Origin of the sequence: Polyangium sp. 15x6 (assembly GCF_029960785.1) — a bacterium.
GTDB lineage: Bacteria > Myxococcota_A > Polyangia > Polyangiales > Polyangiaceae > Polyangium.
The window spans coordinates 1-24,933 of the sequence record NZ_JASBQE010000070.1 but is presented as its reverse complement, the minus strand read 5'-3'; the positions used below and the strand labels follow the sequence as shown (position 1 = coordinate 24,933).

Annotated in this window: 19 protein-coding genes; 7 read left to right on the top strand and 12 right to left on the bottom strand. The window is 70.0% G+C overall.

The window, feature by feature from the left end; translation table 11 throughout:
- Positions 1-8: 8 nt before the first annotated feature.
- Positions 9-920, bottom strand: a complete 912-nt coding sequence (locus tag QHF83_RS36670; RefSeq protein WP_282422695.1) for a dienelactone hydrolase family protein — start codon at positions 918-920, stop codon at positions 9-11.
- 110 nt (positions 921-1,030) lie between these two features.
- On the opposite strand from QHF83_RS36670, the gene QHF83_RS36665 reads away from it, so the two are divergent.
- Together QHF83_RS36665 and QHF83_RS36660 are read left to right on the top strand one after the other, a co-directional pair.
- Positions 1,031-2,497 (top strand): Ig-like domain-containing protein, encoded by a 1,467-nt coding sequence (locus tag QHF83_RS36665; protein WP_282422694.1) that lies wholly within the window; start codon positions 1,031-1,033, stop codon positions 2,495-2,497.
- 123 nt (positions 2,498-2,620) lie between these two features.
- Positions 2,621-3,019, top strand: a complete 399-nt coding sequence (locus QHF83_RS36660; protein ID WP_282422693.1) for a hypothetical protein — start codon at positions 2,621-2,623, stop codon at positions 3,017-3,019.
- A 12-nt stretch (positions 3,020-3,031) separates the two neighbouring features.
- Here QHF83_RS36660 and QHF83_RS36655 read toward each other — a convergent pair whose 3' ends face one another.
- The 4 genes from QHF83_RS36655 to QHF83_RS36640 form a co-directional block, all read right to left on the bottom strand.
- Positions 3,032-4,315, bottom strand: coding sequence for a hypothetical protein (locus QHF83_RS36655; protein WP_282422692.1), 1,284 nt, complete (start codon positions 4,313-4,315; stop codon positions 3,032-3,034).
- Positions 4,316-4,405: 90 nt separating this feature from the next.
- Positions 4,406-5,542, bottom strand: a complete 1,137-nt coding sequence (locus tag QHF83_RS36650) for a hypothetical protein (protein WP_282422691.1) — start codon at positions 5,540-5,542, stop codon at positions 4,406-4,408.
- Positions 5,543-6,021: 479 nt separating this feature from the next.
- Positions 6,022-7,569, bottom strand: coding sequence for a hypothetical protein (locus QHF83_RS36645; protein WP_282422690.1), 1,548 nt, complete (start codon positions 7,567-7,569; stop codon positions 6,022-6,024).
- Positions 7,570-7,675: 106 nt separating this feature from the next.
- A complete protein-coding gene (locus QHF83_RS36640) occupies positions 7,676-8,221 on the bottom strand; it encodes a GNAT family N-acetyltransferase (RefSeq protein WP_282422689.1) in 546 nt (181 codons plus the stop codon).
- Positions 8,222-8,330: 109 nt separating this feature from the next.
- Between QHF83_RS36640 and QHF83_RS36635 the strand changes: the two genes are divergently transcribed.
- Complete coding sequence (locus QHF83_RS36635; protein WP_282422688.1) at positions 8,331-12,095, top strand: serine/threonine-protein kinase; 3,765 nt, start codon at positions 8,331-8,333, stop codon at positions 12,093-12,095.
- A 154-nt stretch (positions 12,096-12,249) separates the two neighbouring features.
- Here the strand turns inward: QHF83_RS36635 and QHF83_RS36630 are convergent, their stop codons facing one another.
- The 3 genes from QHF83_RS36630 to QHF83_RS36620 form a co-directional block, all read right to left on the bottom strand.
- Positions 12,250-12,465 (bottom strand): hypothetical protein, encoded by a 216-nt coding sequence (locus tag QHF83_RS36630; RefSeq protein WP_282422687.1) that lies wholly within the window; start codon positions 12,463-12,465, stop codon positions 12,250-12,252.
- 51 nt (positions 12,466-12,516) lie between these two features.
- Positions 12,517-13,317, bottom strand: a complete 801-nt coding sequence (locus tag QHF83_RS36625; protein ID WP_282422686.1) for a DUF6748 domain-containing protein — start codon at positions 13,315-13,317, stop codon at positions 12,517-12,519.
- A gap of 109 nt (positions 13,318-13,426) precedes the next feature.
- On the bottom strand, positions 13,427-16,132 hold the full coding sequence (locus tag QHF83_RS36620; protein WP_282422685.1) for a M1 family metallopeptidase: 2,706 nt from the start codon (positions 16,130-16,132) through the stop codon (positions 13,427-13,429).
- 183 nt (positions 16,133-16,315) lie between these two features.
- On the opposite strand from QHF83_RS36620, the gene QHF83_RS36615 reads away from it, so the two are divergent.
- The gene (locus QHF83_RS36615; RefSeq protein ID WP_282422684.1) at positions 16,316-17,269 is read left to right on the top strand and encodes a hypothetical protein; all 954 of its coding nucleotides are present in this window, start codon (positions 16,316-16,318) and stop codon (positions 17,267-17,269) included.
- 55 nt (positions 17,270-17,324) lie between these two features.
- Positions 17,325-17,720 (top strand): RidA family protein, encoded by a 396-nt coding sequence (locus QHF83_RS36610; protein WP_282422683.1) that lies wholly within the window; start codon positions 17,325-17,327, stop codon positions 17,718-17,720.
- A gap of 22 nt (positions 17,721-17,742) precedes the next feature.
- On the opposite strand, the gene QHF83_RS36605 is transcribed toward QHF83_RS36610, so the two are convergent.
- Both QHF83_RS36605 and QHF83_RS36600 read right to left on the bottom strand, forming a co-directional pair.
- Positions 17,743-19,122 (bottom strand): hypothetical protein, encoded by a 1,380-nt coding sequence (locus tag QHF83_RS36605; RefSeq protein WP_282422682.1) that lies wholly within the window; start codon positions 19,120-19,122, stop codon positions 17,743-17,745.
- On the bottom strand, positions 19,119-20,594 hold the full coding sequence (locus QHF83_RS36600) for a hypothetical protein (RefSeq protein WP_282422681.1): 1,476 nt from the start codon (positions 20,592-20,594) through the stop codon (positions 19,119-19,121). The genes QHF83_RS36605 and QHF83_RS36600 overlap by 4 nt, the downstream gene beginning before the upstream one ends.
- Before the next feature lie 137 nt (positions 20,595-20,731).
- On the opposite strand from QHF83_RS36600, the gene QHF83_RS36595 reads away from it, so the two are divergent.
- Positions 20,732-21,604 (top strand): thioredoxin domain-containing protein, encoded by an 873-nt coding sequence (locus QHF83_RS36595; RefSeq protein WP_282422680.1) that lies wholly within the window; start codon positions 20,732-20,734, stop codon positions 21,602-21,604.
- Here the strand turns inward: QHF83_RS36595 and QHF83_RS36590 are convergent.
- Positions 21,601-22,689 carry a type VI secretion system protein gene (locus QHF83_RS36590; RefSeq protein WP_282422679.1) on the bottom strand — a complete coding sequence of 363 codons (1,089 nt, stop codon included), beginning with the start codon at positions 22,687-22,689 and terminating at the stop codon, positions 21,601-21,603. The two genes, QHF83_RS36595 and QHF83_RS36590, sit on opposite strands and share 4 nt — an antisense overlap.
- The gene (locus QHF83_RS36585; RefSeq protein WP_282422678.1) at positions 22,689-23,324 is read right to left on the bottom strand and encodes a DotU family type IV/VI secretion system protein; all 636 of its coding nucleotides are present in this window, start codon (positions 23,322-23,324) and stop codon (positions 22,689-22,691) included. Before QHF83_RS36585 ends, QHF83_RS36590 begins: the two co-directional genes overlap by 1 nt.
- Positions 23,325-23,443: 119 nt before the next feature.
- On the opposite strand from QHF83_RS36585, the gene eno reads away from it, so the two are divergent.
- Complete coding sequence (gene eno / locus QHF83_RS36580) at positions 23,444-24,718, top strand: phosphopyruvate hydratase (RefSeq protein WP_282422677.1); 1,275 nt, start codon at positions 23,444-23,446, stop codon at positions 24,716-24,718.
- Positions 24,719-24,933 lie beyond the last annotated feature (215 nt).

Sequence of the window (24,933 nt, the reverse complement as noted above, 5' to 3'; positions counted from 1 at the left end):
CACGCGCCTCATTCCGCGAGCTTCCTCCGCAGGAACGCGCGCACCTTGTCCCAGGCGTCCGCCGCGCTCTTCTCGTCGTACCGCTGTCCCGACGGGTTCGCGAAGCCGTGCTGCGCGTCGTAACGGTAAATGGTGTGCGTGACGCCGGCCTGGGTCAAAGCCGCGTCGAACGCGTTCACGGTCTCCGGCGGGATCGCCTGATCCTTGTTGCCGAAAATGCCGAGGATCTCGGCCTTGATCGGCTTGAGCTCCGCGGGGTCGGTGACCAGGTGGCCGTAATAGATCACGGACGCGTCGAGGTCGGGCTCGTGCATGGCGAACTGCAAGGACCAGGCGCCGCCGAAGCACCAGCCGATCACGCCCGTGCGTTTCGCCTGGATGCGCGGATCCTTCTCCAGGAAATCGTGCGCCGCGACGACCGTGGCCATTGCCTTCTTGTTGTCGACGGCCTTCATCATGGCCATCGCCTCGTCCGGGTTCTGGGCGGTCTTGCCGCCATAAAGATCGACGGCGATCGCGGCATAGCCGTCCTCGGCGAGCCGATCGGTCCAGTGCTGGATGTGCTCGTTCAGGCCCCACCATTCGTGGATCACGACGAGCCCGGGCACGGGCGCGGTTTTCCCTTTGGGAAGGCTGAGGTAGGCGCTCGTGCCGTCGATCGTGACACGCTCGCCCCGCGGCGCCGGGGCCTTTTCGGCCTTGAGCTGGTGCAGCGCCTTGAAGCCCTCCTCGGAGAGCGTGCCCAGCATGCCCTCGGCTGGCGACGTGGTTTGGGTCGTTGCAGGCGTGGTGTTCGCCGGCGCGGGGCTCTCGGCATCGGGCGAGGGCGCGCCGCCGCAAGCCGCGAGGGCGAACACGGAGAGGCCCACGGCGAGGGCGCGGGCCGAGCGGAGGAAACCATCGAGTCGGACGAACCTCATGGCGCGCACTCTACACCGAGGCGCGGCCTTGGGAACCCCTTCGTTCGCCCGCGCGAAGCCCGCCGTCCGGGGCGAAGACAAGACGCGCCGAGCTCGTCTAGAATGGCTCGATGCGATACCGATCCCTCGCGCTCCTCGTCCCCTTCGCCCTCGCCGCCTGCGGCTCGGAGAGCGACCCCTCGAAACCCACGGCGGGAGCTCCCGCGTCGATCATCCTCGAGCTCGCGCGGCAAGACGGGCCCGCGCCCTATCCCATCGAGGTCACGGCGCGCGTCACGTCGATCGACGGCAAACCCGTGTCCGGTCTCTCGGTGGAAATCACGGCCGAGGGCGGAACGGCCGGCGCGGCCTCCGAGACGGCGGCGGGCGTGTATCGGTCCACCGTAAAACCCTCGCTCGCCGCGGGTGACGCCGGCGAGGTGCTGGTGCGGGCGAAGGTCGCGGAGCTGTCGGCGGATGCGACGGCCGTCGTGCTGCCCGTCGTGGACGCGGCGTGGGGGCAGCCGGAGCGCGTGCCCGGGCTCGTCAATACCGCGGGCACGGAGGACTCGGCCGAGGTGAGCCCGGACGGTGAATGGCTCATCGTGAGCTCGTATTCACCGGTCGACCTGCTTTGCTGCATCGCGGGCAAGGACCTGCCCGGCTGCACGGGCGAGGCCGCGAGCCCCGCGGCCCCCGAATGCAATGCGACGCATGGCCCGTCCGCGGCCCCCGAGCGGCCCGACATGCCCGGCGCGGCGCGCATCCTGTCACCCACCGAGATCGATCACACGATTCCCCAGCTCGGCGTGACGGAGGCGCTCTTCGCGCTTCCGCCCGTGGCCGCGTACGGGTTCCGCAGGCAAGGCGACGGCTCGTTCGGCGAGCCGTTCGTGATCGCGATCGACATGAACGGCTTCACGTATTCGCCGTTCGGCTTCACGTACCTCGGCGCGCCCAAGGACGGCGCGGCGTCCGTGCTCTTCGCGTTCGACCCGCTGCATGGGCCGGATACGGCGCCCGATCTGTATCACGCCGACGTCACGCTCGGCGCGCCCGTGAGCCTCGGGAAGTATTCGTTCGAGAACAACTTCCTCATCGCCGACCCCTTCCCCGTGACGCAGCTCCCGCTCGTGCCGCTCGATCAATTCCATTCGAATCCCTCGTTCGGTCACGGCCACGTCTGGTTCGATACCGAGGGGCCCGTGCAGAAGGACCTCTTCGTCGCCAAACCCTCGGGCGCGCTGCCGGGAGCGACGTTCTCCGAGACGGTCGTCGCCGCGATCAGCAAGCCCGACGTCGAAGAGTTCCAGCCGTTCGTGGACGAGGCCGCGTCGAAGCTCTATTTCTCGCGGGGCTTCCGCGACATCTCGACGAGCGCGTATTCGGGCGGCGATCCGGCGCTACCAGCCTCGTTCGGCGATCCGGTCGTCGAGATCGGGCTCGACGCGCCGCCCGATGGGCCGGGCGACATCGTGTCGATCGGCGAGCCGAGCGTGGCGCGGACGGCGGACGGCGAGGAGTGGCTCTACTTCGTGTACTACGTCCGGAGGGAAGGCCACTACGACGGCTCGGTCGGGCGGGTGAGGAAGCGCTAGCGATTTTGGGGGGCCTCGGGAACTTCCACGCAGGCCCGGGGTCCGTCTGCCCCGCCCCGCTGGATCTCGTATCGGCGGGGCGACGCACGACCCACGAACGACCCTGACAAACGGAGGTATCCCATGGGAGAGGCATTCAGACTCGGCGGCTTCGGCATGTATCCGACGCTGTTCTTCGGCATCATTCTTTTCGGCGCAGCCATCGGTTACGCCAGAAACCCCGCGAAAGGGCGGCTCCTCCTGCCCGCCGTGCTCGCGCTCCTCACCCTGATCGCGGGTTTCCTCGGCTTCTTCACGGGGATCATCACGACGCTGACGTACGCCGCCAGCGATCGCTCCTTCGACCTCGATCAATTCGTCCGCGTCGTCGCGATGGGGACGGCCGAGTCGCTGCACAACGTCGGCCTCGCGCTGGCAATGAACGTCATCGCCGGAATCGTGGTCGCGGTGGGAGCCTATCGACGGGGTCGGATGAAGCCCGAGGTCACGAAGGTGGGCGCGCCGGTCGCGTCAAACGGCTGACCCGACGCGTCTTCAAGGAGACCCCGCCTCCCGCGCGGCCTGCTCCTCCGCGGCGCAGGTCTGCGCGAGGCAGGACACGCAATCGCCGGCGTCACTCCCCTGGCACCGATTCGCGCAGTCCGCGGCGCGCTTCGCCTCGTGGCAACGCACGACCGCGGAAACCTCGGCCGCGAGGGTAGAGCAGGCGGCATGTACGCAATCGTAATACGCGTAGCCCACGCCCTTCTCGCGCGTCATCGCCTCCCTTAGGCAATGGACGGTCTCCGCCCCGCTGGCCTTTCCGCTGCCCACCCACGTCGCGAGGGGCGCGCCGCTCTCGTCCTCGCAACGCTCGAAGCGAGCGTTTTTCGGGAAATACGGGCCGATGAGCTGGCACATCTCGTCCGACGAGGAGAGGCCATACGCGACGGGCCTGGCTTCAGTGTTCTTGTAATCGCAGCGCATCTCGACGGTGCTCCCCCGAGGGAAGAGCAGGGGCGGGTCGAGCTCGCGTACGGGCGGCTCCTGCCAGGACGTCGTCGAATAGATGGATGTGGTCGTCCCCGAGGGCGCGAGGAGCGAGGCCTCGAAGGTGACGCCGCGCGCGTGCATGTGCGATTGCAAGCTCACGACGTGCACGTCTTCGGGCACGGGGCAACGCATACGCGCCGACGCTTCGCCGAAGGGCGGGACGCGGAGGGCGCGGTTGTCCATGTAGAGGAGCCCGGCCTCGATGCGAAGTTCTTCGCGCGGCATGGTGAGCATGTTGATGCGAGCGTCGACCTCGAGCGGTGCGCTCCTGGTGTTGAGGTAATGGGTGCTCATCACGAGCACCACGTTCGGCTCGAGGACGACGCCGACGCCGTCGGGCAATCGATGGAGCATGCCCACGCTGCCGAAGCTCTCGGATCCGCCGAGGACGGCATCGACCTTCCAGCGCGCGGTGGCGCCCTCGGAGCAATCGTGCTCCGTGAGGGCGTCGACGGCGACCCCCTGCTCGTCTTGGGACGGAATCGCCCGATAAGGGGTCCGGTAGAGCAGGACGTGATGTCCGCCCGGACCGAACGCGACGTCCTGCCCGCGGATCACGAGCCCCTCCGGCGGCACCTGGAAGAGGCGACAACCATAGGATTCACTCCCCGGGGCGATCGTGGAGGTCATGCGATATTGAAGTCCCGAGCCATCCGTGGGCGGGTCGAGAAGCGATTTTCCCGCAGACTGGGTGGATGGTTCGTCGGGTGCACAAGCCGGCGCAAGGAGCGCCGTGATGAGGACGATGTATTTGATGGATTTCAATCGATTCCCCCCGTCGTTCATGAGCCGTCCCTTCGCAGAAGTAAACGGACGCGCGGGGGTTTGCACGCAACGTGCCCGGCGTTCACGCCGAGCGTCCGCCACGAACGATGACTATTTCGTGACGGGTGCGGGCGCGGGCGCAGGGGCCGCGGGCGCGGGGGCCGCGGGCGCAGGCGCGTCGGGCGCGGGTTTTGCGGGCGGCGCAGGCGGCTCCGGGGGTTTCCTGGAGTATCCGAGGCCGAGCGTGAGCATCATTCCGTTACGTATCTGCCATTGATCAGTGAGCTGGGGCTGGCGGACGAGCTTGATCTCGTAATCGAGCGTCGCCCACTCGACGACCTTGAACGAAATGGCCGCGCCGATGTCCAGGTTCGTGAGCTGAAGAGGGTTCTTCTTCGCTTCTCCGGCCGCGGGCATGTCGTTGTTCCACGCCGGGATCAGCGCGCCGACGCCGATCTTGTAGCTGATCTTCTTCGCCTGGAACGAGCCCCACATCTCGAGCGAGCCCTCGACGCCGACCTGGAGGACGTCGCGGAGCTCCTGCACCTCGACGCGATCGGCCGTGGCGGCGTCGTCCTTCAGGATGAGCTGGCCGTCCGCGAAGGTCTGCAATCCGCCGAGACCGATGCGGGTCTCCAGGTTGAATCGATCGCCGGAGACGGGGCGCGCGAAGGGGCCGATGGTCTCCTTCAACGTGAGCGGGCGGAAGGGCTCGGTGAGCGTGAGGCGGCGCGAGGTGACGGTGTCGGTCGTGCCGGCGACGCGGGCAATCGTGTACGTGGTGTCGGTGGGGCGAACGTCGAAGCCACGGAAGAGCGGCGTGCCGACGGTGAAGCGCGCGAAGGGGCCGAACCAGGGGCGCACGAAATAGAGGTAGGTGCTCTCCACGTTGAACGCGTCGGCGCTCTTGACGGGCTCTTCGAGGGCCGGCGTCTTCGTGAGCGCCTCGTTGATGCCGAGCACCGTGCGCCATTCGTGGCCACCATTGCGGTAGGTCGCGACGCCGTCGAATTTGAGGCCCACGGTGAGCGTGGAGCCATTCGGCGTGACGCCGACGACGTCGCGGGTATCCACGAGCGAGAACGTGGCGCCGTTTTTCATGGTGATCTCGAGCCCGCCTTGCTTGGGCGGCTCGGCGATCTTGACGTCCACGTATTGCTTGGCGGCAGCGTCCTGCGCGCGGGACGAGAGAGGTGCGGAGAGGAGGGCGGCCAGCATCGAGGCCGATACGAGGGTTTGTCGAGACATGGTTCCTCTGGACCGAAGGGTGTACAGGGCGGGAAGTTGTGCGCGCAACAGCAAACGACGTGCCAGAGGGGAAACGCGCGAAAGTGCCGAGGAGCCTGCGTAGGGGTGTCGGGACCGCGCGGGTAGGTCGATGCCTCGACGCCGCGACGAGTGATGCCTCGGGTCCTCACCGCTCGTGCGTGGGTGCAGAGGGCCACCGGAGGCGCGTGATGAAGCCGGAGGAACGACGCAGGCAGGGCCGGTCCGGCTTCGCCGGGGGTCGAGGGTGGGCGCGGGTACAGGCGCTCCGACTTCGCCGGGGGTCGAGGGTCGGCGCGGGTACAGCCCGCCCGACTTCGCCGGGGGTCGAGGGTAGGCGCAGGTACAGGCGCTCCGGCTTCGCCGGCGGTCGAGGGTGAGCGTGGGTACAGGCGGTCCGTCGGAGGGGCCGATCGAGCGGCGTCCTTCACGGGTCCGACCGGATGCCTATGGAACCCCTCTCAGAGGCCGATGTTCATCACGGGGAAGAAGGGGAGCCCGCCCTGCTTGGAGACGTTCACGAGGCCAATCTGGACGCCGCGGAGGCGCTCGGTCTGATTGACGAGGCCGATCTGGACGCCGCGGACGTGCTTCGAGCGGTTGTAGAGGCCGATCGTGGCGCCAGCCAGGCGGTCGGAATAATTGACGACGCCGAGCTGCATGCCCGTGACCTCCTCGGCGCTCGCGAAAAACCCGGCCTGCAGGCCGTGCATGTGGTCCTTCACGAGGTTGACGAAGCCGAGCTGCGCGCCGAATTGGTCGTCGCCGGTCATGTTCACGACGCCGATCTGCGAGACGCCATAAAACTCGCGGCGCACGCCATTGAAGGTGCCGATCTGGAAGACGCCCCGGAAGTCGTCGTCGACGAAGTTGAAGAGGCCGCCGAGCTGCAGGACGCCGGAGAAGGAATCGTCGACGTAATTGAAGAGGGCGCTCGTCTGGAAGACGCCCTGGAACTCCTCGTCGACATACGCGCCGAGGCCGAACTGGCCGAAGCCGTGGAAGCCCTCTTCCAGGAGGAGGTTCGCGACGCCGGCCTGGAAGACGCCGCGAAACTCGTCATCGACGATGTTGACGACGCCGAGCTGGCCGATGCCATAAAACCCCTCGTCGATGAAGTTCGCGGCGCCGATCTGGAGCGCGCCGTAAAAACGTTCGTCGGCCCCGTTCAGGAGGCCGATCTGGGCGACGCCGCGGAAATCGCCGTCCTCGATCGCATTGAAGCCGCCGATCTGGGCGATGCCGGAGAAATTGCCGTGGTCGATCTTGTTGTACGCGCCGAGCTGGAGCGCGCCGACGAACCCGCCGCCGCGCGGGCCGCCGTGATCGTCGTTCCAGTCGAGGCCCGCGCCGATGACGTTGTAGGCGCCGAGCTGCAAGCCGCCGATGAACGCGTCGGCGCCGTTGCGCGTGCCGATCTGCGCGAGGCCGAGGAAGCGGCGCGTGTCGTTGCGGACGAGGGCGTACTGCGCGAGGCCCACGAAAATGTCCGTGACGACGTTGCGGTAGAGCGCGATCTGCGCGCCGCCGTAGATCTCCTTCACGAGGTTTCTGCCGAGCGTGAGCTCGACGCCGCCGCGGAAGACACGCTCGACGTTGGTGTGCAAAAGACCGACCTGCGCGAGGCCCGTGAACTCATGGGCCTCGGCGCCGAAGAGGCCCACCTGCGCGCCGCCGTAAAACTCCTTCGCCGACGGCGTGACGAGGCCGATCTGCAGGGCGCCCGCGAAGAGGTCGGCCTCGGGGAAGACGCCGGGGTGCAGGAAATACCAGCGGCTCGGCTTGGGCGGCAAAGGCGGCGGCACGTACGGCGGCGGCACGTATGGAGGCGGAGGCGGAGGCGGCGGCGGGATGTCCGTGGCGACGTCGACGGGCGGCGGCGGGACCTCCAAGGCGGCGTCGATCGGCGGGGGCGGCGGCGCTTCTTCGGGCGGCTCGACCGCGGCCTCCTGGGCCCACGCGCGAGGGCCGCTCGCAAAAACGAAGCCCAGCCCGACGAGGAAAGCCACGAGCCCCCTCTGCCTCGGATTACGTATTCCCATGTCGTCCCGCATGAACGTGGTGCCCCGGGGGAGCTTACAGGAAGGTTCCCCAGGAAAACCAGGGCGCAGGCGCCTACCTGCGGAACGCGCTCGGGCCGACCTCGTACTTGAGCATTTCGCCGAGCAGGTCGTCCTCCCTGTCCACGATGCGGAAGCCGAGCTTCTCGAGGATGCGGCAAGACGCGAAGTGCCACGTGAACGTCGAGGCCCGGACGGCGCGCACGCGCGGCTCGGCGAGCGCCCACGCCACGGACGCGCTCACGGCCTCGAAGCCGAAGCCCTGCCGCTGCGATTCCTCCTCGATGCCGTACGCGACCTCGACGATGCCGTCCTCATCCGGTCCGCCATGGAAAACCACACTGCCGATGACGCGCGGGGAAGGCTCGAGCGACAGGGCCACGCGGTCCCCCCAGAGGCGATGCTCGGGATCGGCGCGCACAGCGTCGAGCCGCGCGAGGAACGCACGCTCGACGAGCGCGCGGCCCGGCCAGGCGTTGGGCATCTTCGCGCCGAGGAGCGCCTCGGTATCGGCGCGGCGCCCATCGAACACGGCCTCGACGACCTCCACGGTCATGGGGACCAGCTCGAGGCGCTCGGTGATGAGCTTGGGGCACGACACGCCCTCGAATTTCTCAAAGCTTCGGCGCTCCCGCAAGCGTCAAAGGCCGACGCGCTGCGGCGAAGCGCTTGACAGCGGGCGCGCTCGGGTATGAAACCAATGGGCGCGCATGGCCCCGAGAAGCAAGCCCCTGCCCGCCGGAACGCTGGTCGCGCGGCGTTTCGTGGTCCGCTCGCTCGCCGGGCGCGGCGGCATGGGCGAGGTCTACCGGGCCGCGGATCAAGAGACCGGAGAAGACGTCGCGCTGAAGCTCCTGCATCCGGACGCGACGTCGCTCGATACGGAGCGCTTCGCCCGGGAAGCGCGAATTCTGTCCGAGGTCCGGCACCCGCGTGTCGTGTCGTACGTGGCGCACGGACAGAGCGAGGACGGTCGGCATTTCCTGGCGATGCAATGGCTCGAAGGCGAGGACCTCGCAAAGCGGCTTTCGCGCGGGCCGCTCTCGACCCGCGAGGCCCTGCTCTTGCTCCGGCGCATCACCGAGGGGCTCGCCGCGCTGCACGAGCGACGGATCGTTCACCGGGACCTCAAACCCTCGAACGTGCTCCTGCGTGGAGGCGACATCGATCAAGCGACGATCGTGGACCTCGGGATCGCGCGGTCGATGGGGCCGGCGACGGGCATCACGGCGACGGGTCGATCGATCGGGACACCCGAATACATGTCGCCGGAGCAGGTGGGCAGCGAGCAGCCGATCGGGCCCGCGTCGGACATGTTCTCGCTCGGCTGCATCCTGTTCGAGTGCCTGGCCGGTCGGCCGCCGTTCGTCGCGACAGACGCGGTGCTCGTGATGTCGAAGGTCCTGAGCGAGGATCCGCCCGAGCTTTTGCCGCTCCGGCCCGGGGTGCCGCCGCCGGTGGCGGCGCTCGTGCGGAGCCTCTTGCAGAAGGATCCGCACAGGCGGCCGGCGAGCGCGTCGAACCTGCTCGAAGAGCTGCCGGCGCTCCTCGAGCTCGGCGCGCGGAGGGGCGCGTTCTCTCCGTCCGTCGCGCGGGATGTGCCGGAGCTCCTGAGCGTGCTCGTGCTGGCGCCGCCCGCAGGCGCCTCGCGCGAGGAGCTCGCGCGGATCCTGCTGCGAAACGGGGCATTTTCGCACGGGTCACGGGCGGAAGGGTGGGACGTCGCGGCGTTCGCGCGGTTCGGCGGGGACGCGACGGATCAGGCAGCGGCGGCCGCGCGCGCGGCGCTCGCGGTGAAGGCGGCCCTGCCGGAGACGACGATCGCGGTCGCGACGGGGCCGGGGTTCGTGTCGGGCGAGCAGCCAGTCGGGGAAGCGGTGGATCGCGCGGTGGAGGCGCTGCGCGAGGAGGGCGCGCCGCGCGGGGCGGTGATCGTCGACGCGGTCACGGCGGGGCTCGTCGGAGGTCGCTTCGCGACGGCACGCGAGGGCGGGCGGATCCTGCTCACGGGCGGGGCGGCGCGGGACGACGCGCGGTCGCTGCTCGGAAAAACCATGCCGTTCGTGGGGCGCAAGCGGGAGCTCGCTCTCTTGCTGCGGGCGTTCGAGGCGACACGCGAGGAGCCGGTCTCGAGGGCGGTCGTGGTGGTGGCGCCGGCGGGCATGGGCAAGTCGCGGCTGTTGCGGGAGCTCCGCGCGAGGATCGAGGCGCGCGAGAAGGACGTGCTCTTCCTCGTCGGTCGGAGCGAGCCGCTCGGGGCGACGGCGTACGCGATGCTCGCGGACGCGCTGCGCGGGCGCGGGGCGCGGGAGCTGTCGACGACGAGCGAAAGGCAAGTGTCGGCGGGCTTCGTGGACGGGCGGGTCGCGCGGGCGCAGATCGAGCGGACGTTCCTGGAGTTCCTGCGTGGCGAGAGCGCCGCGCGTCCGGTGGTGCTCGCGCTCGAGGACGTGCATCACGCCGACGCGCGGAGCGTGCGTCTCGTGGAACGCGCGCTGGTGGAGCTCTCGGATCAGCCGCTCTTCGTGCTGGCGCTGGCGCGGCCGGACGTGGAGGACGTCTATCCGCGGCTGTGGGGCGATCGGGCGGAGCGGATGGTGCTGTCGCCGCTCGTTCGTCGCGACGCGGAGGAGCTCGCGCGGGCCGCGCTCGGCCCGGAAGCGAGCGAGGTCGTGGCGGAGCGGATCGTGGACCGCGCCGCGGGAAATCCGCTGTTCGTGGAGGAGCTCGCGCGCGCGGCGCGCGACGCGGGCGAGGAGGGAGAGCGGCCGGCGACGCTCGTGGCGATGTTGCAAGCACGGCTCGGGCGGCTCGGGCCGGAGGCGCGGCGGGCGCTGGTCGCGGCGAGCATCTTCGGGACGCGGTTCTGGCGCGGAGGCGTGCTCGCGCTGATGGATCGGGAGGGGCACGGGGCCTTCGTGGATCAGGCGCTCATGGCGCTCGTGCGCGCGGAGCTCTTGGAGAAGCAACGAACGAGCAGGCTCGCGGGGGACGTGGAGTACGGCTTCCGGCACGTGCTCGTGCGCGAGGCGGCGTATGGGCTGCTCGGCGAGGAGGAGCTCGCGCTCGGGCACGCGCGCGCGGCGGCGTTCCTGGAGGCCGCGGGCGAGCGCGAGGCGCAGGTGCTCGCCGAGCACTGGGAACGCGGGGGCGATCCGGCACGCGCGCGTGTGCTGCACGTGCGCGCGGCGCGCGAGGCGTTCGAACGGAACGACCTCGCAGGGACACGCGCGCACGCGGCGAAGGCCGAAGCGCTCGGCGCGGCAGGGGCCGAGCTCGGGCTCGTGCGCGGGATGGCGTGCTGCATCCTGTACTGGAACAAGGCCTGGGCCGAGGCGTGCCAGATGGGGATCGAGGCGCTGCCGCTCTTGCCGAAGGGCTCGACGTGGCACTGCCGGGTGCTCGGGCTCGTCTGCACGCTGACGGGGCTCGGGGTGAACGCGGAAGGATTCTCGTCGTACCTCGACGAGCTGCTCGCGCTGACGCCGGATCTGGAGGCGCAAGGGGCCTACGCGGAGTGCCTCGGGCGGCTGCTTTGCTTGCTCGCGATGCGGCTCGATCGGGGCGAGTCGCACAAGGCGCTCGAGCGGATGCGCGAGACGCTCGAGCGGACGGGCGCGGTGGATCCGAGCGCGCACGGCTGGGCGCGGCTCGCGGCCTACGAGTACGGTCGGACCACGACGAACGAGCCGCTCGCGCTGCTGGAGATCATCGAGGACGCGACGCTCGCCTTCGAGGCGGCGGGCGACGCACGAATGCGGGCGCTCTGCGTGGCGCGCATCGGTGAGGCGCTCGGGGCGCTCGGGGCGCTCGGCGAGGCCGAGGCGCGGTTCGCGGAGGCGGAGGCCCAGGCGACGGCGATGGACGACGCGCTGACGAAGATCGGGGTGCGGATCCTGCGCGCGACGTCCCTGGCCGAGCAAGCCACGAAGGAGGCGCGCGAGGAGGCGCGCGCGCTCGCGGGGGAGCTCGCCAAGGAGCCGGGGATCGGGCCGTTCGACGCGGGGATCGCGTGGGGGATCGCGGCGCGGGTGTCGCTCGCGGAGGGAGACGCCGCGCGGGCGCTCGCCGAGGTGGATCGGGGGCTCGAGCTCGTCGATCGTATGGGCCTGCGGCGGCTGTCGCTCACGGCGACGCGGATTCGCGCGCTGTCGCGGCTCGGGCGGGTCGCCGAAGCGAAGGCGCTCACGCGCGCGGCGCTCGCGGACATGCGGGCGGCCGGGGGCCTGGGCGCGGGGGAGGTGGATCTGCGGATGGCGGCGGCGGAGGCGCTCCACGCGGCGGGCGACGTCGACGGATTCGAGGGGGAGCTTCGCGCGGCGCTGCGGCTGATCGGGCGCGAGCTCGCGGACGTGCGAGATCCGGAAGGACAAACCCGCCTCTTGCGTGACGTGCCAGCGAATGCAGAGGCCGCTCGTCTTTCGCGGGAGCGATTCGGCGAGAGCGCCGTGCTCACGTTCCTGGGGGCGAACTAGGACGCGAGACGGCGCAGGCGGCGTACCCGAGGATGACGGGCCCGTCCCGCGTGGCCGTGGGCGTGGGTGTCCAGCCGCGCGCGAGGCGCGCTTCGAGCATCTCCGCCGCGGTCGGCTTGTGATCCCAGACGGCGACCGCCGTCAATCCGCCCAGTCAGGTCGTGTCGTAGACGAGATAAACGCCGGCCGAATGTTCGAGGACGACGTCGTGGTTGTATTCGTCCTGAACGACCACGTCCGCGATGAGCTGCGGCGGCGCGAGCGAGAGGCTCCAGCGGACGACGTCTTCGAGGGTGTGTTGCGAAGAGACGAGCGCCTCGATCACGCGGCGCGCGCCCGGGTCCACGTCCGTCCGCCATTCGATGTCCATGACACCAGGATGGTGACGCGTCCGGGCGCGCGCGGCAATGAATGCTCGACCCTACTGCACGTTCCCGCTCCGGATGCCGCCGCTGCCGCCCTCGCCGCCGCCGCCCACCGGTCCGCGGCCGATGACCGGGCCGTTGTCGACGGGCGCGCGGGCGCCGCGGATCGTCGGCAGGATGACCGGGAGGAAGCCCTGCGTCGCCTGGAGGACGATGGCGTCCCCCGCCGGCCCATAGTCCTCGATGGTTACGTTCTGGCCGGTGAGGATCATGCCGAGCGTCGAGAAGAGCGCGCGCCCCGAGTCGAAATCGTCCCGGCCATTGCCGGGGACCTCTTTGAGATCGATCTCGTGGATCGTCCGCACCGCGCCCGTGTTCAGGTGCTCCTGATCGAAGCTCGGGCAGGGCGCGGCGACGCAGACGACGCCGTTGTGCCAGACGCGGTGGAACCCGCCCCGGAGATCGGCGTTCTCGAGGGCGACCCAGGCAAACCGGAGCGAGAGCGAGCCGAGGCCGCTCTGGCCGGGGAAGAGATCGCCAAAAAGGACGGCGCGCGTCGATTGTCGCTGCACGCCGATGGCTTCGCGGATCGTGCCCTCGACGCCGGCGAGCTGGAGGAGGCTGGAGAACTGGATATCGGCGACGTAACACTCCTCGGCGGTGGTGCCGTCGGCGCAGACCGTCTTGTCCTGATTGACGGCGGAGATGAAGAAGCCCCCGCAACTGGGATACGCGCAGCGACGAAGATCCCGCCGGGCGATGTAATACGTCGCGAAGGAGATATCGGCCTCGTGCTCCGCGGTGGCCTCCGGCGCCTCGGAGACGTCGGAGCCGAGACATCCTGCAAAGAGCGGCACGAATGCAAGAGAGGCCGTAACAAGGGTGCGGTGGGGTGACACGGATACCTCCTCCATCCGCGCCCCAGCAAGCCGGGTGCCGCCGTACGGCCTCCGAAAACCGGTCGGACTAGTATTTCTGGAGAAAGGCCCGGAGGCTCGGTTCGAGCTTCTGACGCTGGGCCACGCAAAGCGAGATCGACTCGAGCGACTGCGCGAGGGAGCGCGGCGCGCCGACGATCTCGGAGACGCGGCCCTCGAAGACGCGCGCGACGGCGGCGCGGTTCGTGTCGTCGCAGGAGCCCTGAAACACGAGGGGGAGGTAGCCGAGCGCCTCGGTCGGCATGCGCGCGACGAGGGCGCTCCAGTTCTTTTCGACGTACCCGAGGGATCGATCGAGCATTCGCTCGTCCTGGCCGAGGAGCCACACGGCGTCGCGCGGATCGAAGCCGCCGTCGAGGACGAGCGCGAGGGATTCGTCGACGAGGGCGCGATCCCGGAAGCTCGTGAGCGCCTCGAGGAAGGCGCCGCGGCGGCGCTCGTCGCGCTCTTTCCTGGCTGCCTCGCGCAATCGATCGAAGAGCGCGCGATCGCCGCCGTGCCGCGCCGCGAGGGCGAGCGCGGGGCCAGCGATGTCGAGCGGGGCGGCCGTCGGGTCGTCGAGGAAACGCGCGGCGAGGGCGCGAAGTTCGGCGAGCAGGGCCGGATCCTCGCCGCGATCGGCGACGAGCGAGAGGAGGAGGGGGCGGAGGAACGTGACGGATTCGTCCTCGCCGGGCTTCGGGAGGACGCCGAGGGCGCGGGCGCGTTTGCCGAAGGTGCGGGTGACGAAATGGGCGAAGCGCGGGCGGAGGTCGGCAGGGACGTGCGCGTCGCGGACGCGGGCGACGAGCGTGGCCGCGCCGCGCTCGAGGAGAGGCTCGGGCTCGGCGACGACGTCGGGGACGAGGGAGAAGATGTCGCCGGGGACGAGGGCGCCGCTCTCGACGAGGGCCGAGGCGTCATCGAGGAGCGAGAGGCGCTCGGGCAAACCGAGGAATTTTCCGGGCTTGCCGAGGAGCCGCGCGAGGGCCGCCTTTCCGGGATCGACGTGGTAATAGCCGACGCCTTCGTCCTTCAGGGCAAACGCCGCGGGGCACGATTTCGCTTTGTCGAGGGGGAGCTCGGCCGTCTTCGTGGTGAGGAGCGTGCAGGCGCGCGCCTCGGGGCCGGGGCCATAGCGGAGACAAACCGGGATCTGCCAGGTCGATTCGGCGGCGCCGGCGGATCCGGCCGGGAGCCAGCGCGATTGCGAGAGTTTTACGTGAGGGGGTTTGCCCTTCTCGCAGGCGAGCTCGGCCTTGACGAGCGGGACGCCGGGCTGGTCGAGGAACGTGGCGAACGCGGGGCCGATCTCGGGGCTGGTCTCGGCCGAGAGCGCGCGCAGGAAATCGGCGGCTTTTGCATTGCCGTGGGCGTGCTCGTCGAGGTAACGGCGGACGCCGCGCTGGAATTTTTCGGGGCCGACGTAGGCCTCGAACATGCGGAGGACGGCCGCGCCTTTCTGGTAAGTGATGCTGTCGAAGGCATTGGAGATGTCGTCCTGGGTGCGAATCTCCTGCCGGATTTTTCGGGCGCTGAGCAGGCCGTCCTCGCCCATGGCATAGGAGGCGGATGCGACGCGGCGGGTGTCCTCGCGCCAGGAGGGGGAGAAGCGCTCGACGATTTTGCTGCCCATCCAGGTGGCGAAGGCTTCATTGAGCCAGATGTCCTCCCAGAAGTCCATGGTGACGAGGTTGCCGAACCATTGATGGGCGAGCTCGTGGGCCATGGTCGCGGTGAATCCGCGCCGGAACATGGGCGTCTCGTCGGCGGGCGCGGCGAGCGAGCCGCGGGCGCCATACGTGACGAGCCCCGGGTTTTCCATGGCGCCGAACGAAGAGAGGCGAGGAATGGTGACGACGTCGAGCTTTTCGTAGGGATAAGCCGTGCCGAGGTACTCTTCGAGCATTCCGAGCAGCGGCGGCGTGGTCTTCGCCGCGAACGAGGCTTTGACGGCCGCGCCGCGAGGGACGGCCACGCGGACCGGGATCTTGTTTTTCCCGGCCGTGCCCGCATCGACGATCTCGAAAGGCCCGACCGCGAAGGCGACGAGGTAACTCGGCAAAGGCGGCGTGGGCGCGAAGCGGACGAGCTTCATGCCGCCCGGCTCCTTGGTCTCGCCGAGAGCGGGTGTATTCGAGAGGGCGACGTCGGTTTCGCGGACGCGGAGCGAGACCTGCCAGGGGACCTTCACGCCGGGGTCGTCGATGCAAGGAAAGACGCGGCGCGCGGCGGTGGCCTCGAAATGGGAGTAGATGTACGAGGCGCCGTCGGCCTCCTCGCGGAAGGCGCCGTGATCGTCGAGGGACGATATCGCGCCGCGATACTTTACGATGAGGCGCGCCGAACCGGCCGGCGCCGGGGTGTCGAGCGCGAATCCGACGAGGTCGCCTTCTGTCGGCACGACGCGGAGCGGAAGGTGTTTGGCAGCGGCCTCGATGCGAGCCTCCTCGACGGTGAGGCGCTCGGCGTGGAGCCAAATGGCGCGCGTGGGCTCGGCGAGGCTGAGGTCGATGGTGATCTCGCCGCGGAGGACGTCGTCGCCGGGGACGAGGGTGAGCGTCGCGGCATAACGAAGCGGATGCACGGCGCGCGGGAGGCGCAAGCCCGTCGGAGGCGCGGGGAGGTCGGGCGCAGGCGCGGCGGCCGTGGGTTTGGCGGCGGCGGCGGGAGCCGGGGGCGGCGCGGGCGGCGGCGCGGCGGAGCAAGCGACGGTCGTGGCGAGGAGCGCGAGGAGCGAGCGAGGGGATTTCATGATTCGGCTCGGAGGGCGGGAGGAAAGCGCGCGCATGGTGGCACGAGGCGCGCCCGAGATCACGGTGGTTCGGCGCTCCCCGGCGGCCGCCGGCCATCGGCATGGCGCCGTCACCCCGGAGGAGCATTTTCATGCACGAGAGCGGTGCTTTTTCCTGGCACGTCGTTCGCCATGGGGCGCGGGATGCAGCCCAGGAAGCGGAAGGGCGAGGCGGGGCTCGACGACGATGTCGATCTCGTGCTCCGCCACGTGTCCCGGCAATTCCCTCGCGAGGTGGCGCGCGCGCTCTGCGACGCGGATCAGAAGCTCGTCGAGCCCCTCGGATGGGTGGAGACGCAGGTGACGGGGCGCCAGCGGAGGCTCGATCGCGCGCTCTCCGTGAAGGTCGGCGACGAGCGGCGGCTGCTCCACGCGGAGTGGACGCTCACGATGACCGAGGAAATCGCGTTCCGGGTGTTCGAATATCACAACCTCACGGCGCTCGCCGCGGCGGACGAGGCGCGCGGGGGCCGAGGCAAACCCCTGCCGATCGAGAGCGTGGTGATCGTCCTGTCCGGTCGGGAAGAGCCGTGGCCCGCGCACGCGGCGTACCGGACTTCCCCGGCGAGAGCCCCGTTTTGCGGGGTGCATTTCCGGATCGAGCCGGTCTACCAGCGCACCGTGGCCGAGCTCGAGGCCCGCGGGAGTGCGTTCTGGATGATCTTCACGCCGCTCGCCGTCGACGCGGACGCGCGCAATCTGGAGGCGGTGCTGGAAGCCCTGCGTGCCCGGACGAACGAGCGCGAGTTCGCCGAACTCGGCGCGGCCATGGTCGCACTGGCGGATGCGGACAAGAGAGAGCGGAGGCTCGCGGATGTGGTACACTCCTGTTTGTCGCGGGAGATCGTCATGCAAAACCGGATCTTCAGGGAAGGGAAGGCGATGGGGATCGAGGAGGGGTTTGTCCAGGGCCAGCTCGCGGTGCTCGCGCGCCAGGTCGAGCGACGGCTCCGGCGCCCACTCCGCACGGACGAGCAGGAGCAGCTCGCCGAGCACCTGCGGGTGGACGGTCCAGACGCCGTGGCCGATGCCATCTTCGATCCCGAAAGCCACGAGCGCTGGCGCTCGCTCCTTTCGCCGCGAACGTCGACGCAATGACCGCCCCATTCTAGGGCGCGCCCGAGAAGCAGCCGGGCCGTGGTATACCCGGGCCATGCAAAAACGACGGGTGTTCTCGGGCGCGGAGTGGGAGGCGCGCGTGGGGTATTGCCGGGCCGTGGCCGTCGGCCCGCACGTGTACGTGGGCGGGACGGCGCCCGTCGCGGTGGGCGGAGGGACGCACGCCAAGGGAGACGCCTATGCCCAGGCGATCCGCTGCTTCGAGATCATCGAGGCGGCGCTGCGGGAGCTCGGCGGGTCCCTCGCGGATGTGGTCCGCACGCGGATGTACGTGACCGACATCGAGCGCTGGCCCGAGATCGGGCGCGCGCACAAGGAGATGGTCGGCGCCCACGCGCCCGCCGCCACGATGGTCGAGGTGCGGCGGCTCATCGCGCCGGACATGCTCGTGGAGATCGAGGTCGACGCTTACGTCGAGGGCGCGGGCTGAGCAGGGCAAGCGCGCCGCGAGCTCATTGCTCGAGCACGAGGATCGATTTGTCGTAATAGGACGCGGCGACGGCGCGGGAGCTGTCGCGCGTGACGTCCACGGCGCAGACACCAGGTCCCGTGGGGATCGTGGCGACGATGCGGAGCGGTTCGCCGGCGATGACGGCCACGCCGCTGCCCTTGGGGGGCCGCTCGGTGCCGCCGAGCGCGACGAAGAGCGTGCGCCCATCCGGCGAGGCCGCGCCCGCGCAAGGCGAGCCGTCGAGCATGAGCGTGCTCGTGACCTTCATCGTGGCGAGGTCGACGACCGTGACCGTGCGCGCCTTGCTGTCGAGCGTGACGCCGAGGCGATCGTCGTTCAGGAGGAACCCCTGCTCCGGGCTCAAGCCCACGGCCGTCGACTTGACCTGCGTGGTCGCGGCGATGTCGAGGAGGACGGCCTTGTTCGAGACGCGGTCCGGGAAGAAGAGCGTGCTGCCGTCCCGGGAGAGCGCTCCGGCGCGCGGCTCACGGCCGACGAAGATGCTGCGGCGGGTGGCGCCGAAGGGTTCCTCGCTCGGGTCGAAGAGGTCGATCCACGCGCCCGCGGCGCGCCCGCCATGCGAGAGCGCGCCCATCGCCGCGATGTACGGGCGGTTCTCGGCGCGAACGAGGAAGAGCTGGCCCGTCGCGTGCGGCAAGGTGATGTCCGCGAGGCGCACGCCCGTCGGCAGGTCGAACCGCGCGACACGTTTGCCGTCGATGGTCGAGGCCACGACGCTGCGGCCGTCCGGCATCGGGACGATTTCGCCCGGGCTCTTGCCGACGTCGAGCAGCACCGGATCCCGATCCCACGCCGACGTGTCCATCACCGGGATCCGCGCCGCGTCCTCGTGCCGGAGGACCGCGACGTACCGGTCGAAGATCATCCGGATCTCGTCGCCCTGCGCGGGCATCGAGGCCTTGTGCACGAGCTCGCCCGTCTTGAGCTTGTACTCGCGCAGCGTGGCGTCGTCGGCGCTGACGTAGACGCTCGTGCCCTTCGGATGGAAGACGACGTCGAGCGGGTGGGCGTCACCGAGGCGGATCTCGCGGGTCTTCCAGCGCTTCTGGGGGTCGGCCGGCGTGGGCTCGGGCTCGGCCTCGATCTCGGGGCCGATCGAGCCGGGACGCGGCGCGCCCGCGGCGCTGCTGGATCCCGAAGGATCGAGGTTCGTCAGCGGCGGCGCCTCGCCCACGGGAGATTCGCGGCCGCCCACGACGACGGCGAAGATCGTCCCGGCGAGCGCGATGCCGCCGAGGATCACGCGCGGCACGCGCGGCTGCGCCTCCGGGACGAGCCACGCTTTGCACGCGCGGCACTTGCGCGCCCCGAAGACGATCGGCGCTTTGCAGGCGGGGCACGGGACGCGCTGCTGGCTCATCGCACCACCCACGCGACCTTGGCCCAGTCCGAGAAGACGAGCGCCATGCGGCCGTCCGGCGTGAGCCGCACGCGCTTGGGCTCGCCCGAGAGCGGAAGGAGCTTCACCGCGTAGGACTCGAGATCCACGATCGCGAGCGAGCCCGCGCCGTCGCCGGTGAGCGTCACGAGCGCCTGCTCGCCGTCGGGCGTGATCACGAGATCGGTCGCGCGCCCGTTGAACGGGATGTGCCGCGCGAGCTCGCCCTTCGCGAGGTCGAAGACCTCGAGCGCGCGCCCCTCGTGGCAACGCACGAGCGCGCGGCGTCCGCGACGCACGAGCTCGATCTGCTCGGGTTCGTCGCAGGTCTGGATCCGCGCGCGGCGGCGCACCGCCCCCGACGGCAGCCATTCGAGCGGCACGAGCGCGTCCTCGGCGCGGAGGACGACGTAACTCGCGCTGCCATCGGGCGTCATGAGCACGCTGACGGGGTTGCCCAGCATCGACGTGCGCACGCGATCCTGTTGCGACGCGAGCCGGCTCGGATCGAACGCGTACACGGCGCCGCCCGCGGGATCACGCAGGCCCGGCAGCGGGACCTGTCCCGTCGTGCCGAGCGCGCGCGTGCCCGTGTCGTCGACGCCCATCGGCCCCACGGGATCATCGCCGAAATGGATGCGGTCGATCTCGGCGTGGTACTCCGTCGCCAGGATCGCGACCGCGTGCGCCGACGGGAGCGATACGAGCGCGCGCCGGCCGTTCGCCCCGACCGACACCTGCCCGACCATCGCGCCGAGATCGATCGTCTTCTGCAGGCCCATCGAGGCCGCGTCGACGACGTAGAGCCTCTGCGGCGAGGTCGCGTAGAGGTGCTCGCCGACGCGGTAGAGACCCTTGATCTGCGGCGCGTCGCTGACGAGCGTGAGCAGCGCGCCCGTGCGCGCGTCGTGCACCTCGATGCCCGTGAGCAGCGCGAGCGCGAAGCGATCCGCGTCGAGCGGCAAGGCGTCGGAGACGTCCTTCGGCAAGGCGAACGGCCCCGTCACGAGGGGTTGGTCGCCGAGGTGTCCGACATCGTTCGGCTTTTGCCAGACGCACTGGCCGACCTGGCACGCCTCGCCATGCCAGCAGGGCGAGGTGCAGGTCGGCGTGACGGCGGTCGGCGAACGTGAAGCGGCCCGCGGCGGGAGGAAGCGTCCCGGGGCGAGGCTGCGCAGGGCGATGCCGGTCGCGAGCACGCCGGCCATCGCGAGGCCCGTGACGAGCGGACGCCAGTGCAGCGACAGCCAGCTCGGCGCCTTGACCGTGGTCGCGCCGGCCTTGAGGCTCTTGCTGCCCGCGAGGGGCTCGTCGCACTCGGGGCAGAGCTCGAGGCCGGGGGCGACGGACTCCAGGCACGTCGGGCACCGCAGCCGCTTTTTGCCGGCGTCGCGGACGGAGATCGGCGCGCTGGTCTTGGCGGGTTGCGGGGGAGGCGGTGCGGCGTCGTGCACGTTCGGCCGGTGAATACCCCGAGCGCGGTCCGGCGTCGAGGGGGGCAAAGCCGATCCGCCCGCGGCGGTGCCGGGGTTTGGGGCGAAGGCCACCGTCAGGCGAGCCGAAGCCTCATTGTGGACGTAAGATGCGCCGCGTGACTCCCCGAATCCTCTCCCCGCTCCTGCTGGTCTCGGCGCTCTTCGCGAGCGCGTGCGGCGGGAGCCAGCACGCGGAAAGCGGCGGCGCCCTCGAGATCCAGCGGCCGAAGGAAATGGAGGAGCTCGTGCCGCGCGAGCGCGAGACCGTCGAACGGCTGCTCGACGAGCAGATCGCCCCCTGCCCCGACCAGGCCGTGCCGCTCTCCACCTGCCTCGACGAGAAGCGTTCTTGCAAGGCCTGCGAGCCCGCGGCGCGTTTCATCACGGAGCGCGTGAAAGCCGGCCTCGGCCGCGCCGACGTCGCACGCGCCTACGAGACCCGCTTCGGGAACAAGGTCACCACGGTCGACGTCGCCGGCTCGCCGACGAAGGGCTCCGCGACGGCGCCCGTCACGATCATGGTGTGGTCGGACTTCGAGTGCCCCGCGTGCCGAAGGATCGTGCCGATCGTCGAGCGCGTCGCCGCGGCGCACGAGAACGACGTGCGCCTCGTGCACAAGTTCTACCCGCTGCCGCGGCACACCCACGCGGAGGTCGCGGCCCGCGCCGCCTACGCCGCGCAGAAGCAGGGGCGCTACTGGGAGATGGAGCGCGAGCTCTTCGAGAACCAGGAGAAACTCGGCGACGCGACGATCGGCGAGATCGCCGAGGAGCTCGGGCTCGACATGGGCAAGCTGCGCGCGGACATGCAGTCCGAGGCGGCGACGAAGACGATCGAGCGCGACAAGGCCGACGCGGATCGCGCGGGCCTCATGGGCACGCCGTTCATCCTCATCAACGGGCGCGAGTTCGACTTCGGCCTCTTCAAGCCCGAGCCCGACCTCGACGCCTGGGTCTCGATGGAGATCGAGCTCGCCCGCGGGCGCTAGCGGTTCACGCCCGCGACGATGATCGCGGCGATCCACACGAGGAGCGCGGAGCCCGCGAGGATCAACGTCGCGAGGTCGTCGCGCCAGCGCACGCGCAGCGGCACGAGGTCCTTCTCGGGCAACGTGACCGTCTTGACGAGCGCGTGGATCGGCAGCCCGCCCGGCCGCATGCCCTGAGGCATCGAGGCCGGGTAGAGGCCCATGCTCTGGAACCTCGCCACACCCGCGCGTTGCCGGTCGCCGACCCCAGGCACCGCGCTGCCGATGGAAAGCGCGCGGAACCACGGCACGCGCTCGTACGCGTTCGGCATCGCGAGCACGCCGAAGAGGGTGCGCAGTCGATCGAGCAGCTCGCGCACCTCCACGAGATGCTGGTAGGCGCGGATGCGCGTGTCGACGTGCTCCTCGCCCGAGAGCTTGGCGAAGCAGAACATCTCGAAGCGCGCGGCGAGCCCGTCGATCTCCTCGCGGATCTTCGGCAGCGCGTCCTGCGGCGCGACCTCCTGGTGCAGCGTGAAGCCCCACGGGTCTTCGCGCTTGCGCTCGGGCGTCCACTGGAACACGTCGGCGAAACCCCAGACCGTGTCGAAGCGGGTGAGGATGACGTAGGTCGGCACGTCGCCGCCGAGGTGCCTTCCGATCTCCACGAGCACGTCGCGGTAGTTCTTCGCGTACGCCTGCACGCCGGCCTCGTCGAGGTCGGCGATGGCGGCGACGTTGAGCACGAGGATGAGCGCGTCGAGCGGCTCGCGCGGCCGCTTGCGCAAGAGCTCCTCGCAGAGCGCCTGCAGCAGCGCCGGGTCGCGGCGTGGTCCCATCACGTGGCCTTCGGGCTCGATGAAGGCGCACTCGTCGGCCATCCAGTACGTGCAGAACGGCGTCGACGTCGCGGGCGGCAAGGGGCCGTCATTGCCGGACCACGTGAGGAACTGCGAGCGGATCGCCGTCGATCGCCCCGTCCCCGGATCGCCGACGACGAGGTAGATCGGCACCTGGTAGGGCGGCTTCTTGCTCGGGTGCTTCTGCGCGATCGCCGCGAGCAGCGCGTCGATCTCTTGCGTGAACGGGCCGATCTCGTTCGCCATCACTTGCCCCCGACGGCAGAGACGATGATCAGGATCGAGCCCACGACCACGAAGAAGATCCCGATCCCGCGGGCCATCCACAGCGATTTCCACCACGGCGTCTGGTGGTCGATCGGGCGCACCGTCTCCTCACGCACGGGCCTTAGCGCGCCCGCGTGCCAGTCGCGATCCGGATCGACGCCGAGGATCCGCGCCACGTCGATGCGCGTCTGCGTCGCGCCGTACTGCACCTGTCCGGGCAAACCGAACCTGCCGAGGAAGCCGAGGCCGAGCACCACGTAGTACGTCGCGAGCACGCTCTTCGGTCCTTCCTTCACGCGCTCGAGGCGCTGGTAGAACTCGACGCCCGCGTTCGTCGTGTACCAGCGCGTGGCCTGCAGCGAGTATTGCGACCAGAGCGGACGCAAGTCCGGAAGGCTCATCGCGATCTCGTCGATGATCGCCGCGATCGCGAACTGGCCATCGTCGGCCGAGACGACGGGCAGCTCGTCGGTCACCTTCGAGCTCTTGAGCTCGTTCATCAAGGAGTTCGCCTGCTGGAGCAGGTGCTCCGCGGGCGGACGCCTCGGGGACTGGCGCACTGCGCAGATCCAGAGGAGCAACTCCTCGCCATACACGCCGATCGAACGTTCCACGCGGCCGGGGAGCATAACGCGACTCGCGCCCGAGGGAGGAAGACTTCTGTCGCGATCGGCCCCTGTTCGGCGGCGCCCATCACGCTATGCTGCCGGCCCTCTGCCGAAGGAGCGTTCTCATGTCCGAGATTCAGAGCGTGATGGCCCGTGAAATCCTCGATTCCCGTGGCAACCCCACGGTGGAGGTCGAGGTCAGGACGACCAACGGCTTGGGGCGCGCCGCGGTCCCGAGCGGAGCCTCCACCGGCGCCTACGAGGCCGTCGAGTTGCGCGACGGCGACAAGAAGCGGTACCTGGGCAAGGGCGTGTCGAAGGCGGTTCGCAACGTGGAGACCGTCCTCGGCCCCGCCGTCGTGGGCATGGACGCCCTCGATCAGCCCGCCGTCGACAAGGTCCTCATCGAGGCCGACGGCACGCCGAACAAGGGCAAGCTCGGCGCGAACGCGCTCCTCGGCGTCTCGATGGCCGTGTCGCGCGCCGCGGCCGACACCGTGGATCTGCCGCTCTGGCGGTACCTCGGCGGCGCCGCCGCGCGTGTCCTGCCGACGCCGCTCATGAACATCCTGAACGGCGGCGTGCACGCCGACAACGGCCTCGAAGTGCAGGAGTTCATGATCGTGCCCTACGGCGCGGCTTCGTTCGACGAGGCGCTGCGCATGGGCGTCGAGGTCTTCCACACGCTCAAGGGGATCCTGAAGAAGGCCGGGCACGTGACGGCCGTGGGCGACGAGGGAGGCTTCGCGCCGCGGCTCGCCACGAACGAGTCGGCGCTGCAGGAGGTCGTGCGCGCGATCGAGGCCGCCGGCTACAAGCCCGGCGAGGACATCGGCCTCGCGCTCGACGCGGCGATGAGCGAGTTCTTCGACGACAAGAAGGGCGTCTACACCTTCGACAAGGGGCCGAAGACGCCCGAGGAGCTCGTCGCGATCTACGAGGATCTCACGAAGCGCTACCCCATCGTCTCGATCGAGGACGGCTGCGCGGAGAACGACGACAAGGGCTGGAAGCTCATCTCGGAGCGGCTCGGCAAGAAGGTGCAGCTCGTCGGCGACGACCTCTTCGTCACGAACCCCGAGCGCCTCGCGCGCGGCATGTCCGAGGGGATCGCGAACGCCATCCTGATCAAGCTGAACCAGATCGGCACGGTCACCGAGACGCTCGACTGCATCCGCACCGCCGGCGAGGGCGGCTATCGGTCGATCATCTCGCACCGCTCCGGCGAGACGGAGGACACGTTCATCGCCGACCTCGCGGTCGCCACGAACGCCGGGCAGATCAAGACGGGCTCGTCCTCCCGCTCGGATCGCGTGGCCAAGTACAACCAGCTCATCCGCATCGGCTTCGAGCTCGGCGAGGGGCAGATCTTCGCCGGCCGGAAGCCGTTCAAGCGCTGAACACGCGCACAAAACAGAAGCGCCCCGAAGCCTCGGCTCCGGGGCGCTTTCTTTCGGGCCGGCTCTCGCCGGGCCCTCACGTCTTACCAGCGATCGCCGCGATCCCCGCGACCGCCACGATCCCGGCCGCCGCCGCCGCCGCGACCGCCGCGCCGGTCGCCGCCGCGACCGCCGCCACCACCGCCGCGACCGCCGCCGCCACCACCGCCGCCGTA